Consider the following 25856-nt stretch of genomic DNA (forward strand, 5'->3'; position numbering starts at 1 on the left):
GACTCTGTAGCCGCTGCCGAAGGCTGCGATAAGTCCGAAGGACTTCAGCGATCTCAAGATCCTGCGCCCACGTTGTGGGCGATCGCAGCCTGCGGCAGCGGCTACAGGTTGCTGGTTTACAGGCTGAAATCGCCTTCGGCCGCGGTTTCGCTCAGCGGGCGACGCGGGCTTGGCTCTTCGCGGGCCTGCAAGTATTCGGCGAGGCTCGCCTTGTCGCCCAGCTTGCCGACGGCCACGGCGGCATGTAGGGCATAACCTTCTGGAATCTTCAGCTCCTTGCGGGTCAGCTCCTGGTCGAACCCGGCCATGCCGTGGGTGTGCCAGCCGCTGATGCTGGCTTGCAGCGCCAGGTGGCCCCAGGCCGAACCGGTGTCGAAGGTGTGCCACAGGGCTGGGGTTTCCTCGCTGGCGCCAGGCGCGGTGAAGGTGGTTTTCGAGATCACGATCACCAATGCCGAGGCGTGCTGCGCCCAGCCACGGTTGAACTCGTTGAGCAGGCCGAGGAAACGTTCCCAGTTCGGCGTGTCGCGGCGCGCATAAAGAAAGCGCCACGGCTGCGAGTTGTAGGCCGACGGCGCCCAGCGCGCGGCTTCGAAGAAGCTCAGCAGGGTTTCCTCGGGAATGGTCTCGCCGGTGAAGGCGCGCGGCGACCAGCGCTCGGTGAACTGCGGGTGGATGGCGTACTCGGCAACGCGGGGATTGGCGCTCATGACAGAGATTCCTGGCTACGTTTGAGAATGAAAGGTGGATAAACCGGCGAGCGCAGTTGAACTGGGCAATGGGGTTTTTCCTGACCCTGGGCGATTCACCGGTGCGACGCGGTCGAGCGTTAGGAGCTGAACGAAAAGTGGCTGCGCGCTGGGCGCCTTCGGCGCTACGCAGGTCATGCTGCGTTAAAAACAGGCTCGGAATGCTCATGTAGGTCCCTACAGTCGAACGCGACCCCGACCGTTCCTCGCCTGTTTTTGCCTTGCCTGACCTTCGCTCGCCGACTTTTCGTACAGCTCCTTGGCACGCGGACGTGGGGCTTTGCGACAGGCAAAGCTACTGCGCCGCATGCCACCTGACAAGTAGTGCCTTACCGACAGTCGCCAGCGCTTGGCCCGCGGGGCCTTGGGCACTAGACTGGCGGCCTTTTCCCTGTCCGATACCGATTACCTGAGCCATGGCCGCCAAAGTTGAACCCTTCTGGATCCGCAAAACCCTCGAACAACTCGATCAGGAGGAGTGGGAGTCGTTGTGCGACGGTTGTGGCCTGTGCTGCCTGCAGAAGCTCGAGGATGAAGAAGACAACAGCGTCTACTACACCCGCATCGCCTGCAAACTGCTGGACCTGAAGACCTGTCAGTGCAGCGACTACGCCAACCGCCGGGCCTCGGTGCCGGATTGTATCCAGCTAACCCCGGGTAAGGCCGATGAGTTCAAATGGCTGCCGCCGACCTGCGGTTATCGCCTGGTCAGCGAGGGCAAGGACCTGCCGCTCTGGCACCATCTGGTGTGCGGTGACCGCGACGCGGTGCACCATGAGCGCATTTCCCAATCCGGACGGATGCTCGCCGAAGGCAGCGTGGCCGAGGAAGACTGGGAAGATCATCTGATTTTCCGCGCCGGCTGAGGGTACGCCGCGCTCGCGTTCAAGGTTGTTTCACGAAGGAGTGTGTATGGCTGTGGGGGCAAGGCTGGCGCTGGCCGGCTGGCTGCTGGTGCTCAGTGCGCCGGGGTGGGCGGCGAAAAAAGTCGATCTGGATTACCACGTGCGCCTGTTGCCGCAGAGCGACCAGGCCGAGGTGCGCCTGACCCTGGCGGACGGCGCGGCGGTGCGCAGCCTGGATTTCGACCTGGGCACGCATGGCGATTACAGCGACTTCAAGGCCGATGGCCAATGGCAGCCCGGGGCGGCCAAGCCTCCCGCGGTACAGCGCGGCGTATGGCGCCCGGCCGGCGGCAAGGCCAGCCTGAGCTACCGGGTGCGGATCAGCCACAGCCTGAAGAAGGACAGCTTCGACAGCCGCATGACCCCGCACTGGGCCTTGTTGCGTGGCGACACGCTGGTGCCGGCGGCGAAGCTCGACCAGCAGGACGGCATCGAACTGGTGTCGCGCCTGGAATTCGAGTTGCCCGCGGGCTGGAAAAGCGTGGAAACCGCCTGGCCGCGGATCGGCAAGAACCGTTTCCGTATCGATAACCCCGCGCGCCTGTTCGACCGGCCCACCGGCTGGATGCTGGCCGGCGCCCTGGGCAGTCGTCGCACCCGGCTGGGGGAGACCGAAGTCACGGTGGCCTCGCCGCAAGGGCAGGGCATGCGGCGCATGGATGTGCTGACCCTGCTGACCTTTGTCTGGCCGCAGATCCAGGCGACCTTTCCCCGTCATCCAACCAAGTTGCTGATCGTCGGCGCGGCCGACCCGATGTGGCGCGGCAGCCTGGCCGGGCACGATTCGCTGTTCTTGCACAGCCGCCTGCCGCTGGTCAGTGAGAGCGGCACCAGCCCGCTGCTGCGCGAAGTGATCCAGGTCTTTGCCCGGATCAATGACAGCGAGCGCAGCGACTGGATCGGCGAGGGCCTGGCGGAGTACTACGCCATCGAGTTGATGCGGCGCGCCGGCGGCATGAGCGACGAGCGTTACCAGGCCCTGGAAACTCGGTTGGCCAAGAGCAGCCACGGCGTCGGCAGCCTGCGCGGCGAGCAGGTGGACGCGCCGGTGGTGGCCAGGGCGGTGCTGCTGTTGCAGGAACTGGATCGGGAGATCCGCCTGAAGACCCGCAACAAGCGTTCGCTGGATGACGTGACCCGGGCGGTGATGCGTCTGGAGCGTGTCAGCACCAAAGAGTTCGTCCAGCTCAGCGAGAGCGTGCTGGACGGCTCGTCGAAGGTGCTCGACAGCGATTTGTTGCATTAGTGAAGTCGACCGCTTTACGGTCATCGCGAGCGAGCTCGCTCCTACAGGTTTTGCGCAATCCCCTGTAGGAGCGAGCTTGCTCACGATAGCGCCGGTTCATTCAACGCGGCGTTCGAGGCCGCCGATCAAACCCCGGCCTTGGGCGATTTCAACGAATCGTTGCCGGTTACGGTCGCGGTACGGGTGGCCGCTTCGGCATTGGCCTTGAGGGTTTTCAGCTCCGCGCCGGCACGCTCGATCTTCGCCCGCACGTTATTCATATCCTGGCGGCTCTTCTCCAGCAGGCTTTTCGCCGAGCTGTGGCCGGTGATGCCACGGGCCAGGGCGACCCCGCCGATGGCGACCTGGATCAGGCCGAACACACCGCCACGGCGCAGGCCCTTGCCGACCATCACCACGCCGCCGGCTAGCGAGCCGATGCGCTCCCAGCCTTGTACGTTCTGCTCCGCCGGGCTCTGGAAAGGGGTGGTTGCGATGGGTTCCAGTTGTTTGCTGTCGCTCATGATCTGTCTCCAGGGGGGATGGATATAAAGCTGACTGCGCTGGCGCGTCGCTTGTTCCATCGAATGTACGGCGAACTTGAAGCAGTGCTCAGAACTTGGGGCCGGAGCGGGTGTTGTTGCCCTTGGCCAGGCGGTCGTAGAGCACCACGTTGACGGTGGCGGCGAGGTTCATGCAGCCGGTGGTCGGGATGTAGACCACGTCTTCGCACCAGTCGCGGATGTCCTTGTCCAGGGAGCCGTCTTCCGGGCCGAAGATGTACAGCGCGCGATCCGGGTGGGTGTACTCCGGCAGCGAGCGGGCGCCTTCCACCAGTTCCACCGCCACCGGCACGCAGCCCAGGGGCAGGATCTTCTTCAGGTCGTCGATGCCGATCAGCGGGATGTCCTGATGGACCTTCTTGGTGTCGGTGACGAAGTCGCGGGCCCGTTCATAGCGCTTGCCGGTGTAGAACACCGACGCGACGCCATAGCAACCGGCGGCGCGCATCACCGAACCGACGTTCTCCGGTGACTTGGGGTTATACAAACCAATGCAGCTGTACCTTTTGTTTGCCACGAGCGGGGTGCCTTCGAGAAAAATCGCGATTATACGGGGATTGTCGGCCGGCGGTTGGATCCGGCAAATGCATCGCGGGCAAGCGGCGCATTTGCAGGATCAGTGTCTGCCGGTGCGCCGCTTGCCCGCGAGAGGCCGGTCCTGTCGAACCGGAAAGAGCAGAGGTTACTCTTCGTCTTTCTTCATCAGCCCCGCCAGCGCGGCGAAGGGGTTGTGGGTGGCCTTGGCGACTTTCGGCGTGCTCAGGGAGCCTTCGCCGAAGTACTGCTGGTCGGTGTAGCGCGAGTGTTCGTTGTCGTGGCAGTACAGGCACAGCAGTTCCCAGTTGGAACCGTCCTGCGGGTTGTTGTCGTGGTTGTGGTCGCGGTGGTGCACGGTCAGCTCGCTCAGGCGCTTGCCGGAGAACTCGCGGGCGCAGCGTCCACAGACGTGCGGGTACATCTTCAGGGCCTTGTCGCGGTAGCCCATCTCGCGGTCGCGCTGGGCGTCGGCGAGGATGCGGTCGAGCTTGGAGGTGTTGGTCGAACTCATGGGTTCACCTTTAGGCAAAGACTAATGACGGTAATGAGCCCAGTTTAGCTCAGGCCTTGAGCTTCTCGGCAATCCAGATGGTGTGGCGGGTGCCCTTGTTGCCGTGGGCGAAGACTTGCACTTGCTCGGTCTTGAAGCCGGCCTTGCGCAGTTTGTCGGAGTATTGCTTGTCGGCGCTGGCCGACCACACGGCCAGCACGCCCTTGGGTCGCAGGGCCCTGGCGCAGGCCGCCAGCCCGGCGGCGGAGTACAGCCAGCTGTTGGCCTTCTGGGTCAGGCCTTCGGGGCCGTTGTCGACGTCGAGCATGATCGCGTCGAACCCCTGGGGTTCGGCCTGCAGCACCTTGGCCACATCTTCCAGGCGGATCACCGTGCGCGGGTCGAGCAGCGGCCGGCCGGATTTCTCTCCCAGCGGTCCGCGGTTCCATTCGACCACCCCCGGCACCAGCTCGGCGACCACCACTTCGGCGCCCTTGCCCAGGTGCTTGAGGGCCGAGGCGAGGGTGAAGCCCATGCCCAGGCCGCCGATCAGCACCCGCGAATTCGGCCGCCCGGCGACCTTGCGGCAGGGGATCTCCGCCAGGGCGTCTTCGGAGCCGTGCATGCGGGTGTTCATCAATTGCCCGCCGTCGCCGCCCTGGATCTTGATGACAAAATCCTCGCCGTATTCGAACAGGCACAAGGCACCGCCATTTTCGGGAATCGGGGTGGTGTCCAGCAGAACGAAACGTTTCATGAGGGTCTCAATGAGGAAGGCAAACCGCCCCGGTTGGGAGTAGCCTGAGGGCTGACAATAGCGATGGAGCCATTGATGAAGCGCACTATTCTAACGGTCATTGCCCGCGCAGCGCTCTTGCTAAGTGCGGCGCTCGCGATGAGCGCCGTGCACGCCGAGGAACTGCAGGCGGTGCCCGTGACTCCGGTCCCCGCCGCCGGCTCGCCCGGCACCGCGACCCCGACCCCTTATCCGCAAGTCTCGCCCCCCAGCACCCCCAAGGCCACGGCCCATGGCGGTGCGCCATTGCTGCCGCCGATCGACATGCCCAAGCCGCCGAAGGACCAGACCTTGCCAGGGTTGCAGCAGAACGAGACGAAAACCAGGACCCCGGGTAGCTAGACCTGTTGCGACAGCAACTGCCCGTCGGCCATGCGCAGGCGCCTGGACAGTGACACGGCGAGGGCGCGGATGATCTTGGCGGCGATCTTCGGCGCCTCGTTGAGCATTTTCTCCAGCGAGTCCTTGCCCAGGTTGAGCAGCCGGCAATCGCTGGCGGCCACGCAGGTGGCCGAACGCCGCTCGCCATCGAGCACCGCCATCTCTCCAAAGGCCCGACCGCTGCGTAGGGTGGCGATGGTCACGCGCACGCCTTCGCTGTTGGTCTTCTGCACCGCCACCTGGCCGGAATGGATGATGCACATGAAGCTGCCGGCATCGCCTTCGCGGAAGATCTCCTGGCCCTGGGCGATGCTGCTGATGCTGAAGTAGCCGGCGGCGGCATTGAAGTCGGCCGGCAAGAGCTGATCGAACAATCCGCAGTCCATCAGCCAGTCGCGGATTTCGTTGTTCAACAAGGTAGGTTCTGGCATGTCGTCACGGTCTTTTTCTTGTGTCTGTTGCGGTCCCGGGCAGGTGCGGTATGGCCTGGGGCCGACGGTCCTGTGTTAAGACAGGACCGTCGGCCGGAGTTCCTCAGGCAATGCCCAGAATCTTGAAAACAAATGCATATTCGAGCGCTACGTCACGCAATCCCTGGTAACGCCCGCTCATCCCGCCGTGGCCGGCGCCGAGCTCGGTCTTGAGCAGCAGCAAGTGGTCGTCGGTCTTGGTGGCGCGCAACCGGGCCACCCACTTGGCCGCCTCCCAGTACTGCACGCGGCTGTCGTTGTAGCCGGCGATCACCAGGGTCGCCGGATAGGCCTTGGCCTCGACATTCTCATAAGGCGCGTAGGCCTTGATCCGCGCGTAGACCTCGGGCTCCTCCGGGTTGCCCCATTCGTCGTACTCGGTGACGGTCAGCGGCAGCTCGGGGTCGAGCATGGTGTTGAGCACATCGACGAACGGCACCTCGGCGATCGCCGCCTTGAACAGGTCCGGGCGCTGGTTGAGCACCGCACCGATCAACAGTCCGCCGGCGCTGCCGCCGCTGATGGCCAGTTGCTCGGAAGTGGTCAGGCCCTGGGCGATCAGGTGTTCGGCGCAGGCGATGAAGTCGCTGAAGGTGTTCTGCTTGTGTTCCTGTTTGCCGGCGCGGTACCAGGCTTCGCCCAGCTCGCCGCCACCACGCACGTGGGCGATGGCGAAGGCCACGCCGCGCTCCAGCAGGCTCAGGCGCGCATGGGAGAACCACGGGTCGAGACTTTCGCCGTAGGCGCCGTAGCCGTAGAGGTACAGCGGTGCCGGCCGGCCCAGGGCTTCGCGCTTGATCACCAGGCTGATCGGCACCTGGGTGCCGTCGGCCGCGGTCGCCCACAGGCGCTGGCTGACATAGGCGTCCGGGTCGAACACGCCGAGCACCGGGGTTTCCTTGAGCACTTTCTGTGCACCGCCGGCCAGATCCAGCTGGCGGATCTGCGCCGGGCGGTTCAGCGCTTCGTAGCGCAGGCGGATGCGCTGGCTGACGAATTCCAGGCTGTTCTGCACATGCAGGCTGTAGGCCGCATCCGGCAGTTGCACGCGATAGGCCGGCAGGCCCTCGGGGTGCACCTCGATGATCGGCAGGCCGCCTTCGCGCAGGCTCAGGGTCATGGCCGAGCTGTTCAGGCTCAGGCCTTCGAGCATCACGCTATTGCTGTGGGGGATCAGGTTCTGCCAGTCGGCCTGGCTGGGCACCGTGCCCTGGTCCGGCGCCTGGTAGAGGGCGAAGTTGATGCCGTCGCGGTTGCTGCGGATAAACCAGGTCCACTGGCCGTCGAGCAGGCCGTGGTCGACGTCGTATTCATGGTGTTCGACCCGCGGCGCCAGGCAGGTAAAGGCCTGCTGCGGCTGCGCCGCGTCGAGTACCCAGACCTCGCTGGTGGTCTTGCTGCCCAGGGACAGCAGCAGCTGTTTCTCCGAGCTTGAGCGGTAGCAATGCAGGAAAAAGCGCCCGTCCGGCTCATGGAACACCTCTTCGGCGGCGGTGCCGTCCAGGCGATAACGCAGCAGCTTGTGTGGGCGGTGGGTGTCGTCCAGCTCGCCGAAGAACAGGGTCAGGCTGTCGTTGGCCCAGGTCATGCTGCCGTCGCAATCGGCGAACGCCAGTTCGCTGACCTTGCCGCTGGACAGCTCCTTGACGAACAGGGTGTAGACCTCTTCGCCGCTGGTATCGAGGCTGTAGGCCAGGCGCTGGTGGTCGGGGCTGATGCTGAAGGCGCCGAGGGAGAAGAAACCACCCTTGGCCAGCTCGTTGGGGTCCAGCAGCAGCTGTTCCTGGCTTTCGTCGACGCTCAGGCTGTCGTCGGCCGGGCGGGGGCAGCGGTAGTGCCGGGCGTATTCGTCGCCGGCGGTGGTGCGGGTGTAATACAGGTACGGGCCCCAGGGGGAGGGCAGGGACAGGTCGGTCTCGAGGATCCGGCCCTTGATTTCCTGGAACAGGGTTTCACGCAGCGCCGCCTGGTCGGCGAGGGCGGCTTCCTGGTAGCTGTTTTCGGCCTTCAGGTAATCGAGCACGGCATCGGTGTCGCGCTCCTGGAGCCAGGCGTACGGGTCCGGGCCTTCGGCCTTGCGGGCGATCGGGGCGCTGGTGACGTGGGCGGATACGGGCATGAAGGGCTCTCGGGGCGGTGACAATTAAGGGCGCGGCAGACGGCGGTGCAGCCTGGCATGCGAAAAGCCGTTATCATAAGCGCCTCTTTGCCTGCCTTGCCATGGACACCATGACCGAGAACGACTATCTGATCGCTTGGGGGCTCTACGCCTTCGCCGCCTTGGGCTGCCTGCTGGTGTGGATGCGCCTGACCCGCTGGATGTGGCGCTGGCTGCGCGAGCCGCTGCGAGTGCTGGTGGCGGTGCTGCTGTTCAGCCCGACCGTGGTCGACCCGGCCAAGGAAATGTTCGCCCCGGCCGTGGCCATCACCGCCCTGGACATGCTGTTCAAGGTCGGCAACAACGCCTGGCGCGCGGTCTCCGACCTGTTCATGTACGGCGTGATCGCCTTCGGCATCTACCTGGCGTTCGTCCTGATCCGCTGGCCGATCGAGCGCGCCTCCAAGGCCCGCAAGGAACAGGCCGAGGCCGCCAAGGCCGCGGCCCGTGCCGAAGAACCGGACGACCAGCCTTTCGGCGGCGCCGGCGATGATCGCTACGGCCGCCCGCCAGTGCCCAGCAACCCCCAGCGTTCGCGGATCGAGCCGCGTCTGTAACACGCATTGAAGCGAGAGTCCGAGCATGTGTGAGTTATTGGGCATGAGCGCCAATGTACCGACCGATATCGTGTTCAGCTTTACCGGGCTGATGCAGCGCGGCGGGCGCACCGGCCCGCATCGCGACGGCTGGGGCATCGCTTTCTACGAGGGCCGCGGCCTGCGCCTGTTCCAGGACCCGGCGGCGAGCAGTGAGTCGGAAGTGGCCAACCTGGTGCAGCGCTACCCGATCAAGAGCGAAGTGGTGATCGGCCACATTCGCCAGGCCAACGTCGGCAAGGTCTGCCTGTCCAACACCCATCCGTTCGTGCGCGAGCTGTGGGGGCGCAACTGGTGTTTCGCCCACAACGGCCAACTGGCGGACTTCCAGCCTCCCACCAGCTTCTATCGTCCGGTGGGCGATACCGACAGCGAAGCGGCTTTCTGCGACCTGCTCAACCGGGTGCGCGAAGCCTTTCCCGAGCCGGTGGAAGTCGAAGAGTTGTTGCCGTCGCTGGTGGCCGCCTGCGCCGAATATCGCGGCAAGGGCGTGTTCAACTGCCTGCTCAGCGACGGCGACTGGCTGTTCTGCTACTGCTCGACCAAGCTGGCGCAGATCACCCGCCGCGCGCCCTTTGGCCCGGCCCGCCTGAAGGACGTCGATGTGATCGTCGACTTCCAGGCGGAAACCACGCCCAACGACGTGGTGACGGTGATCGCCACCGAACCTTTGACCGAAAACGAAACCTGGACTCGCTACGAGCCGGGCCAATGGAGCCTGTGGCGGCGCGGTGAATGCGTCCTGCACGGCCAGACCGAATAAGGACATCCCTATGTTGCTCAGTTATCTGCGGCTGGTGCTGTTTGCGGCGGGCCTGTTGATCGGTGTACAGGTGCCGGGTTTCATCAGCGATTACGCCAAGCGCGTCGAGGCTCACCTGATCGAGGCCCAGGCCGGCCTGCAAGGGTTTCAGGGCACCGCCAACCAGTTCTTCAAGGGCGATCTGCAGGCGCTGGTCGCCCACTATCGGGCCAGCGACGATCCGGTGTTTCGCAGCGACGCCGACAGCCTGGGCAATCTGCTGGTTCGCCAGCGCGCCCTGGACAAGCAGTTCCAGGCCATGCAGGGCCCGTGGTACATCCGCCTGCTGCAAGTGGTGCTGGCCGCCGACCCGGATATCCGCCAGGAAACCTGGAACGGCTACAGCTACCAGATCCTGCTGACCCCGCAAGCGATGATCTGGGCCATGAGCGGCGCCTTGCTGCTGTCGTTCGGCCTGGAATGCCTGTATCGCCTGATCGACTGGGTGGTGCTCGGTGGCAAGCGCCTGCGCCAGAGCCGGCCGATCGAAGAGCGTGACTTGAAGGGCTTGTGATGTAGCCGCTGCCGCAGGCTGCGATCGGTTGCGCAGCAACCGCAAAGATGGCTGGCTGACAAACGCTCATCGAGCCGGTTCACGCAGGCTGCGCCCGCGATCGCAGCCTGCGGTAGCGGCTACATAAAGCCCTCTCGGTGGATCAGCCCGCCAGGACGATGTAGTTCTCGCCGACCTTTTGCGCATAACGCTCCAGCACTTGCTGGCACAGCACCACCACCTCTTCCACCAGTTCGACCCCCACCCGCCATGACACCACCACCTGCAGGTTCGGCGGGCGCTGGTCGATGGCCAGCAGGGTCAGTTCGCCGCGCGCCAGTTCCTCGCTGACCAGCACCGGCGGCAAGGCGCCGATGCCGAAACCGTCGCGCAGCAGGCGGGTAATGGCCGACACCGAGTTCACGCAGTTGAGCCGTGGCGCGGTCACCCCGTTGGCCTGCATCAGGCTCAGCACTTCCTGGTGCGGCAGGGAGTTCTTCGAGTAGGTGATGATGCGTTCCCGGGCCAGCTCGGCCAGGTTGGCGTACTCGCGGTTGTAGATCGAGTGGCTGGCGACTATCCAGCCCATGGGGTGGCTGGCCAGTTCCAGGCTGCGAATGGATTCCTGGCGCAGCAGGTCGGTTTGCAGGACCAGGTCGAGAAAGCCTTTTTGCAACTGGTCGCAGAGATTCAGCGAGGTGTCGGCCACCAGCTCGATTTCCACCTGGGGATAGCTGTCCATCATCCGCGCCACCAGGGGGCTGAGCCAAGTGTGGATCACCGTGTCCATGACGCCGATGCGAATCCGCCCGACCTTGCTCGAACGGGTCTCGATCGACTGTTTGAGCGCCTGCATGGTGTCCATCATCTGCTCGGCATAGTCGAGCACCTTGAGGCCTTCCGGGGTCAGGCTCACGCCGCGCGAGTCGCGCAGGAACAGCTTCACCCCCAATTCGCCCTCGAGCACGGCGATGCGGCTGGAGATCGATGCCTGGGTGGTGAAGAGTTTGTCGGCGGTCAGGCGAAAGCTTTTCAGGCGCGCCACCCAGACAAAGGTTTCAAGGAACTTGAGGTTCATGCGATCAACTTTTCTTATGTCTGGAGGCGGTTTTTATTAGTTGGACGGGGCAGGGCGCGGGCGCCAAAAATCGCTGCGTCTCACGATAAGCGTCGTCGGGGCCCAGAACAATACCAATAAAACCAAGGTGGAGATTTGCCATGAGTGCGCCCGACACGCTCGCCGCCAGCAAGGCCAAAGGCCGCGCCGGCCCCTTCGACTGGTACCGCGACATCAACCAGCAGGAACGCCGCACGTTCTGGAGCTGCAAGGCCGGTTACGGCCTGGATGGCATGGACACCCAGATGCTCAGCTTCGTCATCCCGACCCTGATTGCGCTGTGGGGCATCAGCTCCGCCGAGGCCGGCCTGATCCACACCAGCACCTTGCTGGCTTCCGCCCTGGGCGGCTGGATCGCCGGCATCCTGTCCGATCGCATCGGCCGGGTACGCACCCTGCAACTGACTGTGCTCTGGTTCGCCTTCTTCACCTTCCTCTGTGGCCTGGCGCAGAACTACGAGCAACTGTTGATCGCCCGGACCCTGATGGGCTTCGGTTTCGGTGGCGAGTGGACCGCCGGCGCGGTGCTGATCGGCGAAGTGATCCGCGCGGAAAACCGTGGCAAGGCGGTGGGCATGGTGCAGTCCGGCTGGGCCTTGGGCTGGGGCATCACGGCACTGCTCTATGCGCTGATGTATTCCCTGCTGCCGCCGGAAGACGCCTGGCGCGCCTTGTTCCTGCTGGGCATCCTGCCGGCGATCTTCGTGATCTTCGTCCGACGCCTGGTCAAGGACCCGGAGATCTACCGGCAAACCCGGGCCCGGGAAGTGCCCGACAACCCCTCGCGCTTCTACGAGATTTTCGCCCCCGGCATTCTCAGCACCACCCTGCGCGCGTCGCTGCTCGCGGCCGGCGCCCAGGGCGGCTATTACGCCATCACGTTCTGGCTGCCGACCTTCCTCAAGACCGAGCGCGGCTTGAGCGTGCTGAGCACCGGCGGCTACCTGGCGATGGTGATCTTCGGTTCTTATGTGGGCTATGTGATCAGCGCCTATCTGACCGACATTCTCGGGCGCAAGAAGAACTTCGTCCTGTTCGCCGCCGGTTCTTTCACCATCGTCCTGCTCTACACGCAAATGCCGGTGAGCAACGCGGTGATGTTGTGGCTGGGCTTTCCCCTGGGCTTCTTCGCTTCGGGGATCTTCAGTGGCATGGGCGCCTTCCTGACGGAGCTGTTCCCCACGCGGATCCGCGGTTCGGGCCAGGGCTTCTGCTACAACAGCGGCCGGGCGCTGGCGGCCCTGTTCCCGCTGCTGATCGGCCTGCTCAGCCAGCACATCCCGCTGGGCGCGGCCATCGGCACCTTCGCCGCTGTGTCCTACGGCATCGTGGTCCTGGCAGCCCTGAGCCTGCCGGAAACCCGCGGCAAACAACTCGAAGCGCGCTAGGGTCTGTACGAAAAGTCGGCGAGCGAAGGTCAGGCAAGGCAAAAACAGGCGAGGAACGGCCGGGGTCGCGTTCGACTGTAGGGGCCTACATGAGCATTCCGATCGGACTCGCGCACGAGCCTGTTTTTAACGCAGCATGGCCCGCGTAGCGCCGAAGGCGCCCAGCGCGCAGCCACTTTTCGTACAGAGCCTAACTGATAATCTGTGGGCATCCCGCGCGATCCCCGCAGCCAACATGACAAACGCTACAGGAGCACTGACCGTGAGCCGCCTGTTATTGAATTGCGACATCGGCGAAAGCTTTGGCAACTGGACCATGGGCCTGGATGCCGAGGTGATGCCGTTCATCGATTGCGCCAACATCGCCTGCGGTTTCCACGCCGGCGACCCGAGCATCATGCGCAAGACCGTCAGTCTGGCCCTGGCCAATGGCGTGCGCATCGGCGCGCATCCGGCGTACCAGGACCTGGCTGGCTTCGGCCGCCGCTCCATGGCCTACGGCGCCCAGGAACTGCAGGACCTGCTGCACTACCAGATCGGTGCCCTCGACGGCATCTGCCGGGCCCAGGGCACTCGGGTGAGCTACGTCAAACCCCATGGCGCCATGTACAACGACATGATGGCCAACCCGGCGCAGTTGCGCGCGGTGATCCAGGCGGTTGCCGCCTACGACAAGACGTTGCCGCTGATGTTGATGGCCACCCGTGACAACAGCGCGGCCCAGGCCCTGGGCGACGAGTTCGGCGTGACCCTGTGGTTCGAAGCCTTCGCCGACCGTGCCTACGACAACGCCGGTCACCTGGTTTCGCGGCAACTGCCGGGGGCGGTGCATCACGACCCGGAAAAGATCATCGCCCAGGCGCTGACCATCGCCCGCGGCGACGCGCTGCTGGCCAGCGACGGCAGCGCCTTGCACCTGCAGGCCAATACCCTGTGCGTGCACGGCGACAACGCCAGTTCGGTGGCCGCCGTGCAGCGTATCCGCGCGGCCCTTGCGCAGTTGCCAGCATGAAAATACGCCTTGAAGTGGTGGCCATCGACTGCCTGATGGTGCGCCTGTTCGATGCCATCGCCGAGGCCAACATGCCGTGGATGCTCGCTGCCAGCGAGCGCCTGCGGGCGGCCTTCGGCGGGCAGTTGATCGATCTGGTGCCGTCCTACACCACACTGATGGTGCACTACGACCTGCGGGCCCTGAGCCCGTCCCAGGCGCGGGAACTGATCGATCTGGCGCTGACCGACCTGACCCCCGATTCGCGTACCGGCGGCCAGCGCCATGTGCTGCCGGTCTGGTACGACCTCAGCGTCGGCCCGGAGCTGAGCCTGTTGTCGCGGCGCAGCGGTCTGTCGGTGAACGAGGTGATCCGTTGCCACAGCGAGCGTGAATACCAGGTGTTCGCCCTGGGTTTCGCCCCGGGCTTCGCCTTTATGGGGCTGGTGGACGAAGTGCTGGCCGCGCCGCGCCTGGATACCCCGCGCAAGCGCGTGGCGGCCGGTAGCGTCGGCATTGCCGAACGGCAGACCGCGGCTTATCCGGTGGTGTCGCCGGGGGGCTGGAACCTGATCGGGCGCACACCGAGTCGCCTGTTCGATCGCGAGCGCGATGGCTACAGCCTGATGCAACCGGGCGACAGCGTGCGTTTCGCCGCGGTGGATCACGCCGAATTCATCCGCCTGGGCGGTGACGACACGCCACTTCCGGAGGCACTGGCATGAGCCGTCTGACGATCGAAGCCAGCACGCCCTTGTGCCTGTTGCAGGATGCCGGTCGCTTTGGCGTGCGGCACTTGGGCGTGACCCAGGGCGGCGCGCTGGACTGGGTGTCGATGTCCTGGGCCAACTGGCTGCTGGGCAACGCCCTGGATGCGCCGGTGATCGAGATCACCCTGGGCGGTTTCAGCGTGGTCGCCGAGGAGTTGTGCCTGCTGGCACTGGCGGGTGCCGACCTGGGGGCCTGTATCGACGAGCGTCCGCTCAGCCCGGGGCGCAGCTTTATCCTGCAAAAAGGCCAGCGGTTGCGTTTCACCCAGCCGTACCTGGGCGCGCGGACCTACCTGGCGGCGCCCGGCGGTTTCAATGCGCCGAAGGTACTGGGCAGTTGCGCCAGTGTGGTCCGCGAGGAACTGGGCGGGCTCGACGGTTTCGGCCGGCCGCTGGCCGCGGGCGCGCGGCTGGAGTATTGCGGGGCGGGGGTGAACCTCAAGGTGCTGTCGGGCAAGCAACTGCCGGACCTGCAGTCGAAGGCGCCGCTGGAGGTGATTCTCGGGGCGCAGATCGGCCAGTTCAGCGGGCAGAGTCTGTTCGATGCCTTCAACAGCGCCTGGACCCTGGACAACCGCGCCGACCGCATGGGCATGCGCCTGCTGGGGCCGTCACTGCGTTATCAAGGGGCACCGATGATCTCCGAGGGCATTCCCCTGGGCGCGATCCAGGTGCCGCCGGACGGCCAGCCGATCGTGCTGCTCAACGACCGGCAGACCATTGGTGGGTATCCGCGGCTGGGAGCCTTGACGCCCCTGGCGCTGGCGCGGCTGGCGCAATGCCTGCCGGGCAGCGAGGTGCGCCTGACGCCGGTGGTGCAGGAGACGGCGTATCGGCAGCAGATCGAGTTTTTGCGGCGGTTTGTCTGAACCGATGTAGCCGCTGCCGCAGGCTGCGATCGGCTGCGAAGCAGACGCGCTCTTGAGTCCGCTTGAAGGCCCTTCGGGCCTTATCGCAGCCTGCGGCAGCGGCTACAGGGATCGCGTTGGACGGGAGCCTATTTGGAGAGAAACCGCATCCCTTCTTCCAGGCCGCGCAAGGTCAGCGGGTACATCTGGTCTTCGATCAGCTCGCGCACGATGTTGGTCGAGGCGGTGTAGCCCCAGGTGTCTTTCGGGTAGGGGTTGATCCAGATGAGCTTCTTGTACTTCCCCATGAAGCGCTGCATCCACACATAACCGGCTTCTTCGTTCCAGTGCTCGACGCTGCCGCCGGCCTGGGTGATTTCGTAGGGCGCCATGGCGGCGTCGCCGACGAAGATCACTTTGTAGTCGGCGCCGTACTTGTGCAGCACGTCCTGGGTCGAGGTGCGTTCCGAGCCGCGGCGCAGGTTGTTCTTCCACACCGACTCATAGATGAAGTTGTGGAAGTAGTAGTACTCCAGGTGCTTGAACTCGGTCTTGCAGGCCGAGAACAGCTCTTCGCAGATCTTCACGTGGGCATCCATGGAGCCGCCGATATCGAACAGCAACAGCAGCTTGATGCTGTTGCGTCGTTCCGGGCGCATCTGGATGTTCAGCAGGCCGGCGTCGCGGGCGGTGTGGTCGATGGTACCGTCGATATCCAACTCGTCCGCCGCGCCCTGGCGGGCGAACTTGCGCAGGCGGCGCAGGGCCACCTTGATATTGCGCGTGCCCAGTTCCACCGAGTCGTCGAGGTTCTTGTACTCGCGCTGGTCCCAGACCTTGACCGCCTTGCCCTGGCGCTTGCCGGCGTCGCCGACGCGGATACCTTCCGGGTTGAAACCGCCGGAGCCAAAGGGGCTGGTGCCGCCGGTGCCGATCCACTTGTTGCCGCCGGCATGGCGTTCCTTCTGTTCTTCCAGGCGCTTCTTGAACTCTTCGATCAGCTTGTCCAGGCCGCCGAGGGACTGGATCTGCGCCCGTTCTTCATCGGTCAGCGAGCGTTCGAACTCCTTGCGCAACCAATCCTCGGGGATCAGTGCCTGCAGGTGGTCGTCGAGTTTTTCCAGGCCGTTGAAGTAGGCGCCGAACGCGCGGTCGAACTTGTCGAAGTGCCGTTCGTCCTTCACCAGGATCGCCCGGGACAGGTAATAGAACTCGTCCATGTCGGCGAAGGTCACGCGCTGCTTGAGCGCATTGATCAGGTCGAGCAGCTCGCGCACCGACACCGGAACCTTGGCGGCACGCATTTCATTGAACAGGTTGAGCAGCATGACAATGCCCTCTCAGCGGGTGCCACGACGGCTCATGAACGCCAGGCGTTCGAGCAGCTGTACATCCTGCTCGTTCTTCACCAGCGCACCGGCCAGCGGCGGGATGGCCTTGGTCGGATCGCGTTCGCGCAGCACCGCTTCGCCGATGTTGTCGGCCATCAGCAGCTTGAGCCAGTCCACCAGTTCGGAGGTCGAAGGCTTCTTCTTCAGGCCCGGCACCTTGCGCACGTCGAAGAACACATCCAGCGCTTCGCTGACCAGGTCTTTCTTGATGTCCGGGTAGTGCACGTCGACGATTTTCTGCAGGGTGGTGCGGTCGGGGAAGGCGATGTAGTGGAAGAAGCAGCGGCGCAGGAAAGCGTCCGGCAGCTCTTTCTCGTTGTTGGAGGTAATGATGATGATCGGGCGCTGTTTGGCCTTGATGGTCTCGTCGATTTCGTAGACGTAGAACTCCATCTTGTCGAGTTCCTGCAACAGGTCGTTGGGGAACTCGATGTCGGCCTTGTCGATCTCGTCGATCAGCAGGATCACCCGCTCCTCGGATTCGAAGGCCTCCCACAGCTTGCCTTTCTTCAGGTAGTTGCGGATGTCATGCACCTTGTCCACGCCCAGCTGCGAATCGCGCAGGCGGCTCACCGCGTCGTATTCGTACAGGCCCTGGTGAGCCTTGGTGGTGGACTTGATGTGCCAGGTGATCAGCCTGGCACCGAAGGACTCGGCCAGTTGCTCGGCGAGCATGGTCTTGCCGGTGCCCGGTTCGCCCTTGACCAGCAGCGGCCGCTCCAGGGTGATGGCGGCATTGACTGCCAGCTTCAGGTCATCGGTGGCGACGTACGCGCTGGTGCCTTCGAACTTCATCTGCAATTCCTCGAACGGTAACGCCGACGTGCATCGAGCAGGTCGGAAGAATAAAACACGAATGGCCGACTATAGCGCGCCGCCCGGACGACTGTGAACGCAGACGCCCCATTCAGTCTCTGAATGGGGCGTCACGTGGTGACTCAGTCAGCGGATGGTTTGGGACGCTCATACTGGGCATTGAAGGCCTCGATGAAACCATTGCGTAAAATCTGCAAAAAAGCCTGGAATGCGCTGATATCACGCTGATGCACACTGCCTTTGAGTTCGACCCGGGTGGCGAACTGGTTTTTTCCCTGGTTTTTCAGCACGGTTTCGCTGACCCCCACCAGGGCTTCCCAGATCGAACGGAATATCCCTTTGTCCTTGTTCTCGACATCCTGCTGCCAATTGAACACATCGACGTCGCGCAGCAGCGGCTTGATATAGCCGGTGAGCTGGCCCTTGTTGGCTTCGGCTTCGATCACCAGGTCGCCGTGGCCGGCGTTGAAGTCGAATTTGCCATAGGCAGCGGCGAAGTCGTTCAAGCGCTTGAGTTCGATATCCCGCACGCGCAGGCGGAACTCGAAGTCCTGGAAGTCGCTCAGTGGGTCGAAGGTGGCGTTGGTTTCCAGGGGGGCATGGCCCAGCAGCAGGGCCTTGCCTTCGAGGCGGGCGTCGCGTTTGCCTTGGGTGTCGACCACGTTGGTCAGGTTGTAGGCGCTGGCATTGACCTGGGTGGCGCTCATGTTCACCGGCGGTTTGGAGTTGAAGTTACGGAAACTGATCTTGCCGTCGCTGACCTGTACTTCGTTGAGGGTGATGGGCAGCAGTTTGTTCAGCTGGGCCCGCCAGTCGGTGCCTTCACCGGTTTGCGAGTTCTGTTTGTTGGCGCCGTCGACGAAGTTGACCTGCGGCCCGACGAATTGCACTTCGGCCACCACCGCATGGTCGTACCACAGGGAACGCCAGCTCACTGACAGATCGACCAGCGGTGCATTGACGAACGGCACCGGCACCTTGCCGTCGACCTTGACGATTTTCAGGCCGTTGATCCGGTAGGCACCGCGCCACAGGGCCAGGTCGACATCGGCGATCTGGCCACGGTAGTCGCCCATGTTGGCGAGCCGGTCATTGAGGTAATCGCGCACCAGGTAGGGCAGGGCGATATGCAGGGCAACCAGCAGCACCAGCACCCCGGCGAGGGTCCACAGGGGCCAACTGTAGCGACGTTTCATGAGCATGAGTCTCCAGCCATGTGCCTTATAGCGATTGACTCCCCGGCATCGCAGTCGTTCGTCCCGACTGGACGCTCATGGGTGCGAGGCATACCCTTGAAGACTTCCTTTCACGCTGTACAAGGACCCAGCCATGAGCCGCATTTTCGTTGACAACGCCCATTCCATCGGCAATACGCCACTGGTGCAGATCAACCGCATCGCGCCCCGCGGCGTCACCATCCTGGCCAAGATCGAGGGGCGCAACCCGGGTTATTCGGTGAAGTGCCGGATCGGCGCGAACATGATCTGGGACGCGGAAAGCAGCGGCAAACTCAAGCCGGGCATGACCATCATCGAGCCGACCTCGGGTAACACTGGCATCGGCCTGGCGTTCGTCGCCGCGGCCCGTGGCTATAAGTTGGTCCTGACCATGCCGGCGTCGATGAGCATCGAGCGACGCAAGGTGCTCAAGGCCCTGGGGGCCGAACTGGTGCTGACCGAGCCGGCCAAGGGCATGAAAGGGGCGATCGAGAAGGCCGCGCAAATCCTCGCCAGCGACCCTGACAAATACTTCATGCCGCAGCAGTTCGATAACCCGGCCAACCCGGCGATCCACGAGAAAACCACCGGTCCGGAAATCTGGAATGACACCGATGGCGCGGTGGACGTGCTGGTGGCGGGCGTCGGCACCGGCGGCACCATCACCGGGGTTTCCCGCTACATCAAGAAGACCCAGGGCAAACCTATCCTGTCGGTGGCGGTGGAGCCGAGCGTCTCGCCGGTGATCACCCAGAAGCTGGCCGGCGAAGAGATCAAGCCCAGCCCGCACAAGATCCAGGGCATCGGTGCCGGTTTTGTGCCGAGCAACCTCGACCTGTCGATGGTCGACCGGGTCGAGCTGGCGAGCGACGAGGAATCCAAGGCCATGGCCCTGCGCCTGATGCAGGAGGAGGGGATCCTCTGTGGCATCTCCTGCGGTGCGGCGATGGCGGTGGCGGTGCGCCTGGCGGAAACCCCCGAGATGCAAGGCAAGACCATAGTGGTGGTGCTGCCGGATTCGGGTGAACGTTATCTGTCGAGCATGCTGTTCAGCGACCTGTTCACCGAGCAGGAGAACCAGCAGTAAGGCAGTGGGAAGGTGATCGCCGGCAGGCTCCGCAGAAGCCCGCTTGCCGGCGATCGAAGGTACGGCGGTTGCGGCGTGCAGGGCATGTCACATGTGTACTGATCTGCATCAGCTGGCGTTCAGCTGTCGTGTGTTAATCAGCGTTTTATTGCACAACTGTTAACACTGATTGTCGGTTTGTGCGGGTTTTTCCAGGGGCCAGGAGTGTTTATCATGGCCGGCTGCCATGCCGGATGAATGCTGCCCCTCCGGTGATTATTTCAAGGAGATATTGCATGAGCCTTTCGTTTGCCGCCAAGTCCGCGGTGTTGCTGCTATTCATCGGCAGCACTCTCTACGTACATTTACGCGGCAAGGCTCGACTGCCGGTGCTGCGCCAGTTCGTCAACCATTCGGCGCTGTTCGCTCCTTATAACGCCTTGATGTACCTGTTTTCCGGTGTGCCTTCCAAGCCCTATCTGGACCGCAGCAAGTTCCCCGAGCTGGATGTGCTCAAGGACAACTGGGAAGTGATCCGCGACGAAGCCATGCATTTGTTCGACGAGGGTTACATCCGCGCCGCCGAGAAGAACAACGACGCCGGTTTCGGTTCGTTCTTCAAGAAGGGCTGGAAGCGTTTCTACCTCAAGTGGTACGACAAACCGCTGCCGTCGGCCGAGTTGCTGTGCCCGAAGACCGTTGAACTGGTCAGCCGCATTCCCAACGTCAAGGGCGCGATGTTCGCCCTGCTGCCCGGTGGCAGCCATCTGAACCCGCACCGCGATCCGTTCGCCGGTTCCCTGCGTTATCACCTGGGCCTGTCCACGCCGAACTCCGACGACTGCCGGATTTTCGTCGACGGCCAGGTCTACGCCTGGCGCGATGGCGAAGACGTGATGTTCGATGAAACCTATGTGCACTGGGTCAAAAACGAGACCGACAAGACCCGGGTCATTCTGTTCTGCGACATCGAGCGCCCGCTGAGCAACCCGCTGATGACCCGCATCAACCGCTGGATCAGCGCCTGGCTGGGGCGTGCCACCGCGCCGCAGAACCTCGACGACGAGCGCGTCGGCGGGATCAACCAGGCCTATGCCTGGAGCAAGCGTTTCAGCGACCGCATCAGTGGCGTGGTCAAGCAATGGAAGCGCCGCAATCCGAAGCTCTACCGCGTCATGCGTCCGGTGCTGGCGGTGGTGGTCCTGACCGCCCTGGGTTACTGGCTGTTCGGATAAGGCGTTGCAATGAATATCGGGCGCTGGTTATAGTCAGCGCCCGGTGCATCAGAAGATTCACCTTCCACTTCAGAAAGATCAGCACATGCCTCATTCCCTCATCAACGCGGTAGTCGATTCAGCGGTCAACGCTGGCGTCGTGCCGTGCGGGAACCCGCAGCCTGTGCAGATCAGTCATTACCCCCCACCTGTCAGTAGCACGCCGGTGTGCGCCGTCGTATCACCGCCGGGCGTCGTCGTACGGGGCTGATCGGCAACCTCTGCTGTTGCCCGCGCCCGCCAGAAAAAACTACTGAATTTCAGCCTCGGCTGAGTTGGCTATTTGCCTGATTACAGGTGGTATTCATGTTGTTCATATCGAAAAAGTCCGCGCTTGCGGCGGCTTCCACGAGCCTGTTCGTCCTGCTCTGGAGCAGTGGGGCGATCTTCTCCAAATGGGGGCTGGCCCATGCCTCGCCCTTTGCCTTCCTGCTGTTCCGTTTTGCCATCGCCCTGTGCGGGCTGGTGCTGTTGATTCCCCTGCTCAAGCTGCGTTTGCCCCGCGGGCGCAAGCCGATGCTGTACGCGGTGGCCACCGGGTTGGTGTTGCTGGGGGCATACCAGATCTTCTACCTGCTGGCCCTGGACCTGAAGGTCACCCCCGGAGTGATGGCCACCATCATGGGAGTACAACCCATCCTCACCGTGGTGATCATGGAGCGTCAGCGCTCCTGGAGCCGGATGTTCGGCCTGGGGCTGGGTTTGGCCGGGTTGATCATGGTGGTGTATCAGGGCATCGGTCTGGCCGGCATGTCGCTGGCCGGGATGCTCTTCGGCCTGCTGGCCCTGGTGAGCATGACCCTGGGCTCGATCATGCAGAAGCGCATCAGCGACAACCCGCTGGGCACCCTGCCGGTGCAGTACCTGGCAGGGCTGTTGCTGTGCGCGCTGTTCGTGCCGTTCCAGCCGTTTCACTTCGAGCACAGCGTCGGCTTTATCGTCCCGGCGCTGTGGATGGGGCTGGTGGTCTCGGTGCTGGCGACCTTGCTGCTGTACCGGCTGATCGCTCGCGGCAATCTGGTGAACGTCACCAGCCTGTTCTACCTGGTGCCGGCGGTGACGGCCGTGATGGACTACCTGTTCTTCGGTAATCGGCTGGCACTGCTGAGCGTGCTCGGGATGCTGTTGATCATCGTCGGGTTGGTGTTTGTGTTCCGCAAAAACAGCTGATTCATGAGGGCCGGGCGCAGCTTTCGACTTGAGCGAGGGCTGCGCCCTTTTTTTGCCTGGGCGCACCCTTCAGATTGGCCAGGGCCGGTCGATAACAATGATGGCTCATTGCCATTAATTTGAGTTCGCTTTTACCCTATTTATTGATTGCTTGGGAATAAGACAAACCTTAAAAATTAAAGATTTCTTCTACACTGACGACATACTCTTCAGGCCCAATGGAGAAAGTCAGAATGAGTAGCAAGCTGGTTTTGGCAGGTGTCGGCATGTTTCTAGGCTTGAGTGGAATCTGTTTCGCAGCCCCTCAAAGCATTCAGGGAACGATCTATTTTCACGGCAGCATCGTCGAGGAGCCTTGCACGCCAAGCTCGACTGCCCAAGGCGGGGCGGCGTTGAGTCTTCGCCAGTGCCCGCAATTTTCCCGCGGTAACGACATTCGTGTACACGGCGTCGGCCCATCGAGCTCGGTGACGGCCATCGGCAAATCGCCAGTCAACGTCAAGCTGGTCACGGACAGCGGCAAGGAAGGGCGCTACTACGATCAGCAATATGCGTTGGTCGATGAGGCGGGCAAATCGGTCAACTCGGGGATGTACCTGATTACCTTGACGTCGCCATAAGTCAGGTATAGGCCAATGCCCGGCGCTAGAGCGCCGGGTATTGAATGACCGTCACGGATGCCCCCCCGTTGTTGCTGGAGGCATGCCTTGACGAAAGGCAAAAAAAAGACCGGCAAGTGTACCTTGCCGGTCAATCCACAACACGCAGCGACGGAGCCGCCGCTGCGTGGTCAGGGCGGGGTCAGAAGCGGTAGCTGGCGTTCAGGCTCAGGCCATGTTCGCTGGCACCGCTGCCCAGTTGCCCGTTGTAAGCGGCGCCCAGGCTCAGCTCGGGAGTCACCCGGGTTTCCACTCCGGCTTCGACCACCGCGCTGTTGCGCGAGTAGGCCGCACCTTCGATACGGAACGCATCGCTGCCGTCGAAACGGTAGGTGTTGGACGGTGTGATGCCGTTCAGGGCGTGTTTCCAGCCGGCGCTGCCGAACACGGTGAGCAACTTGCCGTTGTCCAGCTGCTTGTCGGCGCTGGCGCGCAGGCCCAGGGTGGAGAAGGTCTGCTCGTCCGACGCGTGCTTGGCGCGCAGGGCCGCGGGGCCGCCACGTTCCTTGAAGCCTTCGCTCTTGACCTGCACATAGGCCAGGTTGGCGAAGGGTTCCAGCTGTACCGAAGGGCTGAGGTCGAAGCGCCGGCCCAGTTCGCCGAAGGCTTGCAGGGTGTTGGCGTCATGCTTGGACTTCAGGTGGTCGCTGTAGCCGGCGAAGTTTACCGAACGCTTGGCGTCGATCCGGCTCCAGGTGTACGCCATGCCGCCGCGCAGGTCGAAGCCGCTGACCTGTGTTCCGCCATAGACACCCAGGTGGATGTTGTCGTTGTCGCTCGAGGAGTCGCGTGACGAGCTCTTCAGCTCGGTGCGGCTGTAGCCGGTCAGCACGCCGACATGGCCGCGGTCGCCGACCGCGGTATCGACACCAGTCAGGAAGCCCTTGGTGTCGCTGCGCAGGTTGGCGGTATTGCTGTCGCCCTTGACTTCGCCCCAGTTGCCCAGCGTGGTGATCCACGGGGTCAGGCCGGAGTGAGTGTCGCTCGCGGTGTCACGGGCCTGGGCGGCAGCCGCCGAGCGCAGGCGGGTGTTCGCCGCGTCGCGAACCAGGCGGCTGTCCTGGACCAGCGCCGAACGGGTGGAGTTGTGGAACTCGCCGGACAGTTGGTCGAAGGCATCGCGAGCCTGGTGGTCATCGGGCAGATAGGCGATGGCCTCGAACAGTTTGTTGTGCACTGGTGGCGTCAGCGCCGGCACGGCCGCGCCTTTCAGGCTTTGTGCCGCGGTGGCCGTGGCACGCTGGTTGGGGGTGAAGGCGGCTTCCTGGAACAGGCGCGTCTGTTGCACATCCAGGTAGGCGTTGTGGCTGTCGTAGTTGTCCACCAGGTCATAGAAGGTCGAGACCCAGGTATCGCCCGTCAGCTTGTAGCTCCCGCTCAGGCCTTTCTCGGTCGCCAGCACCAGATAGCGACGGTCCAGCTCGTAGCGTTTGCTGTCGAGTTTGTCCGCCTTGATGATGCTGCCGTCCTCGAGCCGCGCCGCGCCGTTCACCAGCAGCCGGTCGTTGGCCCCGGTGCTCAGCAGTTCGGCGTGGAAGGTCGAACCGCTGTGCTGGTCGAGGTCGCCAGCCAGGGCCAGGGTGCCGATGGAGTTGCCGGGGGCGATGGTTGCGCCTTTGTGCAGGGTAACGTTGCCGACCTGGCCGTTGCCGGCCAGGGTTGCGCCGTCATACACGTCGGTCGAGCCGCCGAGCTTGCCGTTGACGGCGAGGATGCCCGACTCGACGAGGCTGCGGCCGTGGAAGGCGGAACTGTCGCCGCTCAGTTCGGTGCGCCCGGCACCGCGCTTATAGAGCGTACCGGTGCCGGAGAGGGCGCCGTCGAAGCGGTAGTCGTTGGCACGGTTGAACACCAGGCTGCCGGGCGCGTCGATCTGCACATCGCCAAGAATCGAGCCGCTGTTGCCGCCGTTCGCGCCGGCACCCAGTTGCAGGGTGCCGTTGCTGATCAGCGTGCCGCCCTGGTAGGTGTTTTCGCCGGTGAGCACGGTGGTCCCCGTGCCGCGCTGCTCGACCGAGCCGCTGCCGTAGATGACGTGGTCGTACTGGTACTGGTTGTTGCGATCGAACACCACCTGGCCATCGTTGCCGATATCGCTGAGCACTTCGCCTTGGCTGCCGTTGAAGGCACCGATGTGCAGGCTGGCGTTCTTGTCGACCTGTACTTGCCCGGCCATGACGTTGTTCAGCAGCAGTTCGCCGCCTTTGACATTCAACTGGCCGGTGAAGTGGCTGGAGTCACCGTTGAACACGGTCTGCCCGGCGATGTGATTAACGCGGCCCTGACCTTCGAATCCGGCATCGAACTGGTAATCACGGTCGTTGTGGTTGAACTGGGCCAGGCCCTGGCCCTGGCCGAAGACCACGCGTTTGGCTTCCAGGCTGCCCGCGCCCTTGGCGTCGGCGGCCTTGTCGCTGGTCGCTCCCACATAAAGAGCGGCATTGGAGGTGCCGTCGGCGGCGATCCGCAGGATGCCGCTGCCGACTTTGGCCACGCCCTGGTTGGCGAGCACCAGGCTGGCATTACCGCCCTGGCCCACGGTCAGGTCGCCGAGGGTTTCCCAGAGGCTGCCCGCGCCGTCGATGCTGGCGCTGCCATTGGTGCCCTGGTTGGCACCGATGATGCCGTCCTGGCTGGTGACCTGGCCGCCGTTCTTGATTTCCACGGTGCCGTTGCCGGCGCCGCCAGCCAGCAGCGTCTTGTCGGTGGACAGCGTGCTGTTGTCGACACTGAGCGTACCGCTTGAGCCTTTGTGTGCACCGAGGACAGTGTTGCCGCCGGTCTGCACTTTGGCGCCATTGGTGAGTAGCAGCGAGCCGTTGCCGGACTGGCCGACGATCATGTCGCCCAGGGTCTTCCACAGGCTGTCGGTACCATCGAGGCTGGTGCTGCCATTGGAACCCAGCTCGGCGGCGATGATGCTGTCCTGGCTGGTGACCTGGCCACCGTTCTTGACCTGCAGGGTGCCGTTGCCGGCGCCGCCG

General features: G+C 63.7%; 26 protein-coding genes. 14 read left to right on the forward strand and 12 right to left on the reverse strand.

The window, feature by feature from the left end:
* Positions 1–116: 116 nt before the first annotated feature.
* Positions 117–710, reverse strand: a complete 594-nt coding sequence (locus AC07VU_RS03500) for a nitroreductase family protein (RefSeq protein ID WP_087089047.1) — start codon at positions 708–710, stop codon at positions 117–119.
* Positions 711–1165: 455 nt separating this feature from the next.
* Here AC07VU_RS03500 and AC07VU_RS03505 point away from each other — a divergent pair, with 455 nt between their 5' ends.
* Together AC07VU_RS03505 and AC07VU_RS03510 are read left to right on the forward strand one after the other, a co-directional pair.
* Entirely contained in the window at positions 1166–1615 is a 450-nt protein-coding gene (locus tag AC07VU_RS03505) for a YcgN family cysteine cluster protein (RefSeq protein ID WP_007926912.1), read from the forward strand.
* 46 nt (positions 1616–1661) lie between these two features.
* Positions 1662–2900 carry a hypothetical protein gene (locus tag AC07VU_RS03510; protein WP_274305821.1) on the forward strand — a complete coding sequence of 413 codons (1239 nt, stop codon included), beginning with the start codon at positions 1662–1664 and terminating at the stop codon, positions 2898–2900.
* Positions 2901–3025: 125 nt separating this feature from the next.
* On the opposite strand, the gene AC07VU_RS03515 is transcribed toward AC07VU_RS03510, so the two are convergent.
* The 4 genes from AC07VU_RS03515 to AC07VU_RS03530 all read right to left on the reverse strand — a co-directional run bounded on the left by AC07VU_RS03515 (position 3026) and on the right by AC07VU_RS03530 (position 5226).
* Positions 3026–3403 carry a YgaP family membrane protein gene (locus AC07VU_RS03515; protein WP_007926910.1) on the reverse strand — a complete coding sequence of 126 codons (378 nt, stop codon included), beginning with the start codon at positions 3401–3403 and terminating at the stop codon, positions 3026–3028.
* An 88-nt stretch (positions 3404–3491) separates the two neighbouring features.
* Complete coding sequence (locus AC07VU_RS03520; RefSeq protein WP_007926908.1) at positions 3492–3959, reverse strand: RNA methyltransferase; 468 nt, start codon at positions 3957–3959, stop codon at positions 3492–3494.
* Positions 3960–4124: 165 nt separating this feature from the next.
* A complete protein-coding gene (locus tag AC07VU_RS03525; RefSeq protein ID WP_009042617.1) occupies positions 4125–4490 on the reverse strand; it encodes a YajD family HNH nuclease in 366 nt (121 codons plus the stop codon).
* A 49-nt stretch (positions 4491–4539) separates the two neighbouring features.
* Positions 4540–5226 carry a spermine/spermidine synthase domain-containing protein gene (locus AC07VU_RS03530; protein WP_274305823.1) on the reverse strand — a complete coding sequence of 229 codons (687 nt, stop codon included), beginning with the start codon at positions 5224–5226 and terminating at the stop codon, positions 4540–4542.
* 75 nt (positions 5227–5301) lie between these two features.
* Here AC07VU_RS03530 and AC07VU_RS03535 point away from each other — a divergent pair, with 75 nt between their 5' ends.
* The gene (locus AC07VU_RS03535; protein ID WP_274305824.1) at positions 5302–5607 is read left to right on the forward strand and encodes a hypothetical protein; all 306 of its coding nucleotides are present in this window, start codon (positions 5302–5304) and stop codon (positions 5605–5607) included.
* On the opposite strand, the gene AC07VU_RS03540 is transcribed toward AC07VU_RS03535, so the two are convergent.
* Together AC07VU_RS03540 and AC07VU_RS03545 are read right to left on the reverse strand one after the other, a co-directional pair.
* A complete protein-coding gene (locus tag AC07VU_RS03540; protein WP_274305825.1) occupies positions 5604–6077 on the reverse strand; it encodes a cyclic nucleotide-binding domain-containing protein in 474 nt (157 codons plus the stop codon). The two genes, AC07VU_RS03535 and AC07VU_RS03540, sit on opposite strands and share 4 nt — an antisense overlap.
* A gap of 103 nt (positions 6078–6180) precedes the next feature.
* Positions 6181–8235 carry a S9 family peptidase gene (locus tag AC07VU_RS03545; RefSeq protein ID WP_277588072.1) on the reverse strand — a complete coding sequence of 685 codons (2055 nt, stop codon included), beginning with the start codon at positions 8233–8235 and terminating at the stop codon, positions 6181–6183.
* A gap of 101 nt (positions 8236–8336) precedes the next feature.
* Between AC07VU_RS03545 and AC07VU_RS03550 the strand changes: the two genes are divergently transcribed.
* The 3 genes from AC07VU_RS03550 to AC07VU_RS03560 are packed head-to-tail and all read left to right on the forward strand — an operon-like array spanning position 8337 to position 10186.
* Positions 8337–8831: an MFS transporter gene (locus tag AC07VU_RS03550; protein WP_274305827.1), complete on the forward strand. Its 495-nt coding sequence runs from the start codon at positions 8337–8339 to the stop codon at positions 8829–8831.
* Positions 8832–8856: 25 nt separating this feature from the next.
* Entirely contained in the window at positions 8857–9633 is a 777-nt protein-coding gene (locus AC07VU_RS03555) for a class II glutamine amidotransferase (protein WP_007926899.1), read from the forward strand.
* A 10-nt stretch (positions 9634–9643) separates the two neighbouring features.
* Positions 9644–10186, forward strand: a complete 543-nt coding sequence (locus AC07VU_RS03560) for a DUF2937 family protein (RefSeq protein ID WP_009042623.1) — start codon at positions 9644–9646, stop codon at positions 10184–10186.
* A 142-nt stretch (positions 10187–10328) separates the two neighbouring features.
* On the opposite strand, the gene AC07VU_RS03565 is transcribed toward AC07VU_RS03560, so the two are convergent.
* Positions 10329–11243 carry a LysR family transcriptional regulator gene (locus AC07VU_RS03565; RefSeq protein WP_053260012.1) on the reverse strand — a complete coding sequence of 305 codons (915 nt, stop codon included), beginning with the start codon at positions 11241–11243 and terminating at the stop codon, positions 10329–10331.
* A gap of 140 nt (positions 11244–11383) precedes the next feature.
* Between AC07VU_RS03565 and AC07VU_RS03570 the strand changes: the two genes are divergently transcribed.
* From AC07VU_RS03570 to AC07VU_RS03585, 4 genes are all read left to right on the forward strand, one after another.
* Positions 11384–12670 carry an MFS transporter gene (locus AC07VU_RS03570; protein ID WP_007926893.1) on the forward strand — a complete coding sequence of 429 codons (1287 nt, stop codon included), beginning with the start codon at positions 11384–11386 and terminating at the stop codon, positions 12668–12670.
* A gap of 262 nt (positions 12671–12932) precedes the next feature.
* Positions 12933–13682, forward strand: coding sequence for a 5-oxoprolinase subunit PxpA (locus AC07VU_RS03575; protein WP_150049498.1), 750 nt, complete (start codon positions 12933–12935; stop codon positions 13680–13682).
* Positions 13679–14386 carry a 5-oxoprolinase subunit B family protein gene (locus AC07VU_RS03580; RefSeq protein WP_274305829.1) on the forward strand — a complete coding sequence of 236 codons (708 nt, stop codon included), beginning with the start codon at positions 13679–13681 and terminating at the stop codon, positions 14384–14386. Before AC07VU_RS03575 ends, AC07VU_RS03580 begins: the two co-directional genes overlap by 4 nt.
* Positions 14383–15300: a 5-oxoprolinase subunit C family protein gene (locus AC07VU_RS03585; protein WP_277588073.1), complete on the forward strand. Its 918-nt coding sequence runs from the start codon at positions 14383–14385 to the stop codon at positions 15298–15300. The genes AC07VU_RS03580 and AC07VU_RS03585 overlap by 4 nt, the downstream gene beginning before the upstream one ends.
* A gap of 128 nt (positions 15301–15428) precedes the next feature.
* On the opposite strand, the gene AC07VU_RS03590 is transcribed toward AC07VU_RS03585, so the two are convergent.
* The 3 genes from AC07VU_RS03590 to AC07VU_RS03600 form a co-directional block, all read right to left on the reverse strand.
* The gene (locus tag AC07VU_RS03590) at positions 15429–16607 is read right to left on the reverse strand and encodes a vWA domain-containing protein (RefSeq protein ID WP_495029524.1); all 1179 of its coding nucleotides are present in this window, start codon (positions 16605–16607) and stop codon (positions 15429–15431) included.
* Between the two features lie 12 nt (positions 16608–16619).
* Positions 16620–17465, reverse strand: coding sequence for an AAA family ATPase (locus tag AC07VU_RS03595; RefSeq protein ID WP_053260017.1), 846 nt, complete (start codon positions 17463–17465; stop codon positions 16620–16622).
* 143 nt (positions 17466–17608) lie between these two features.
* The gene (locus tag AC07VU_RS03600; RefSeq protein ID WP_101337109.1) at positions 17609–18682 is read right to left on the reverse strand and encodes a DUF748 domain-containing protein; all 1074 of its coding nucleotides are present in this window, start codon (positions 18680–18682) and stop codon (positions 17609–17611) included.
* 133 nt (positions 18683–18815) lie between these two features.
* Between AC07VU_RS03600 and cysK the strand changes: the two genes are divergently transcribed.
* The 4 genes from cysK to AC07VU_RS03620 all read left to right on the forward strand — a co-directional run bounded on the left by cysK (position 18816) and on the right by AC07VU_RS03620 (position 22833).
* Complete coding sequence (gene cysK, locus AC07VU_RS03605) at positions 18816–19790, forward strand: cysteine synthase A (protein WP_007926882.1); 975 nt, start codon at positions 18816–18818, stop codon at positions 19788–19790.
* Between the two features lie 275 nt (positions 19791–20065).
* Positions 20066–21004: an aspartyl/asparaginyl beta-hydroxylase domain-containing protein gene (locus tag AC07VU_RS03610; protein WP_009042631.1), complete on the forward strand. Its 939-nt coding sequence runs from the start codon at positions 20066–20068 to the stop codon at positions 21002–21004.
* 345 nt (positions 21005–21349) lie between these two features.
* Entirely contained in the window at positions 21350–22213 is an 864-nt protein-coding gene (locus tag AC07VU_RS03615; protein WP_495029525.1) for a DMT family transporter, read from the forward strand.
* Between the two features lie 233 nt (positions 22214–22446).
* Complete coding sequence (locus AC07VU_RS03620; protein ID WP_277588074.1) at positions 22447–22833, forward strand: type 1 fimbrial protein; 387 nt, start codon at positions 22447–22449, stop codon at positions 22831–22833.
* A gap of 181 nt (positions 22834–23014) precedes the next feature.
* On the opposite strand, the gene AC07VU_RS03625 is transcribed toward AC07VU_RS03620, so the two are convergent.
* Positions 23015–25856, reverse strand: a 2842-nt coding sequence (locus AC07VU_RS03625) for an autotransporter domain-containing protein (protein ID WP_495029526.1), incomplete at its 5' end; no start/stop codon positions are given.

Source organism: Pseudomonas sp. GW821-FHT02B10, from assembly GCF_059421865.1.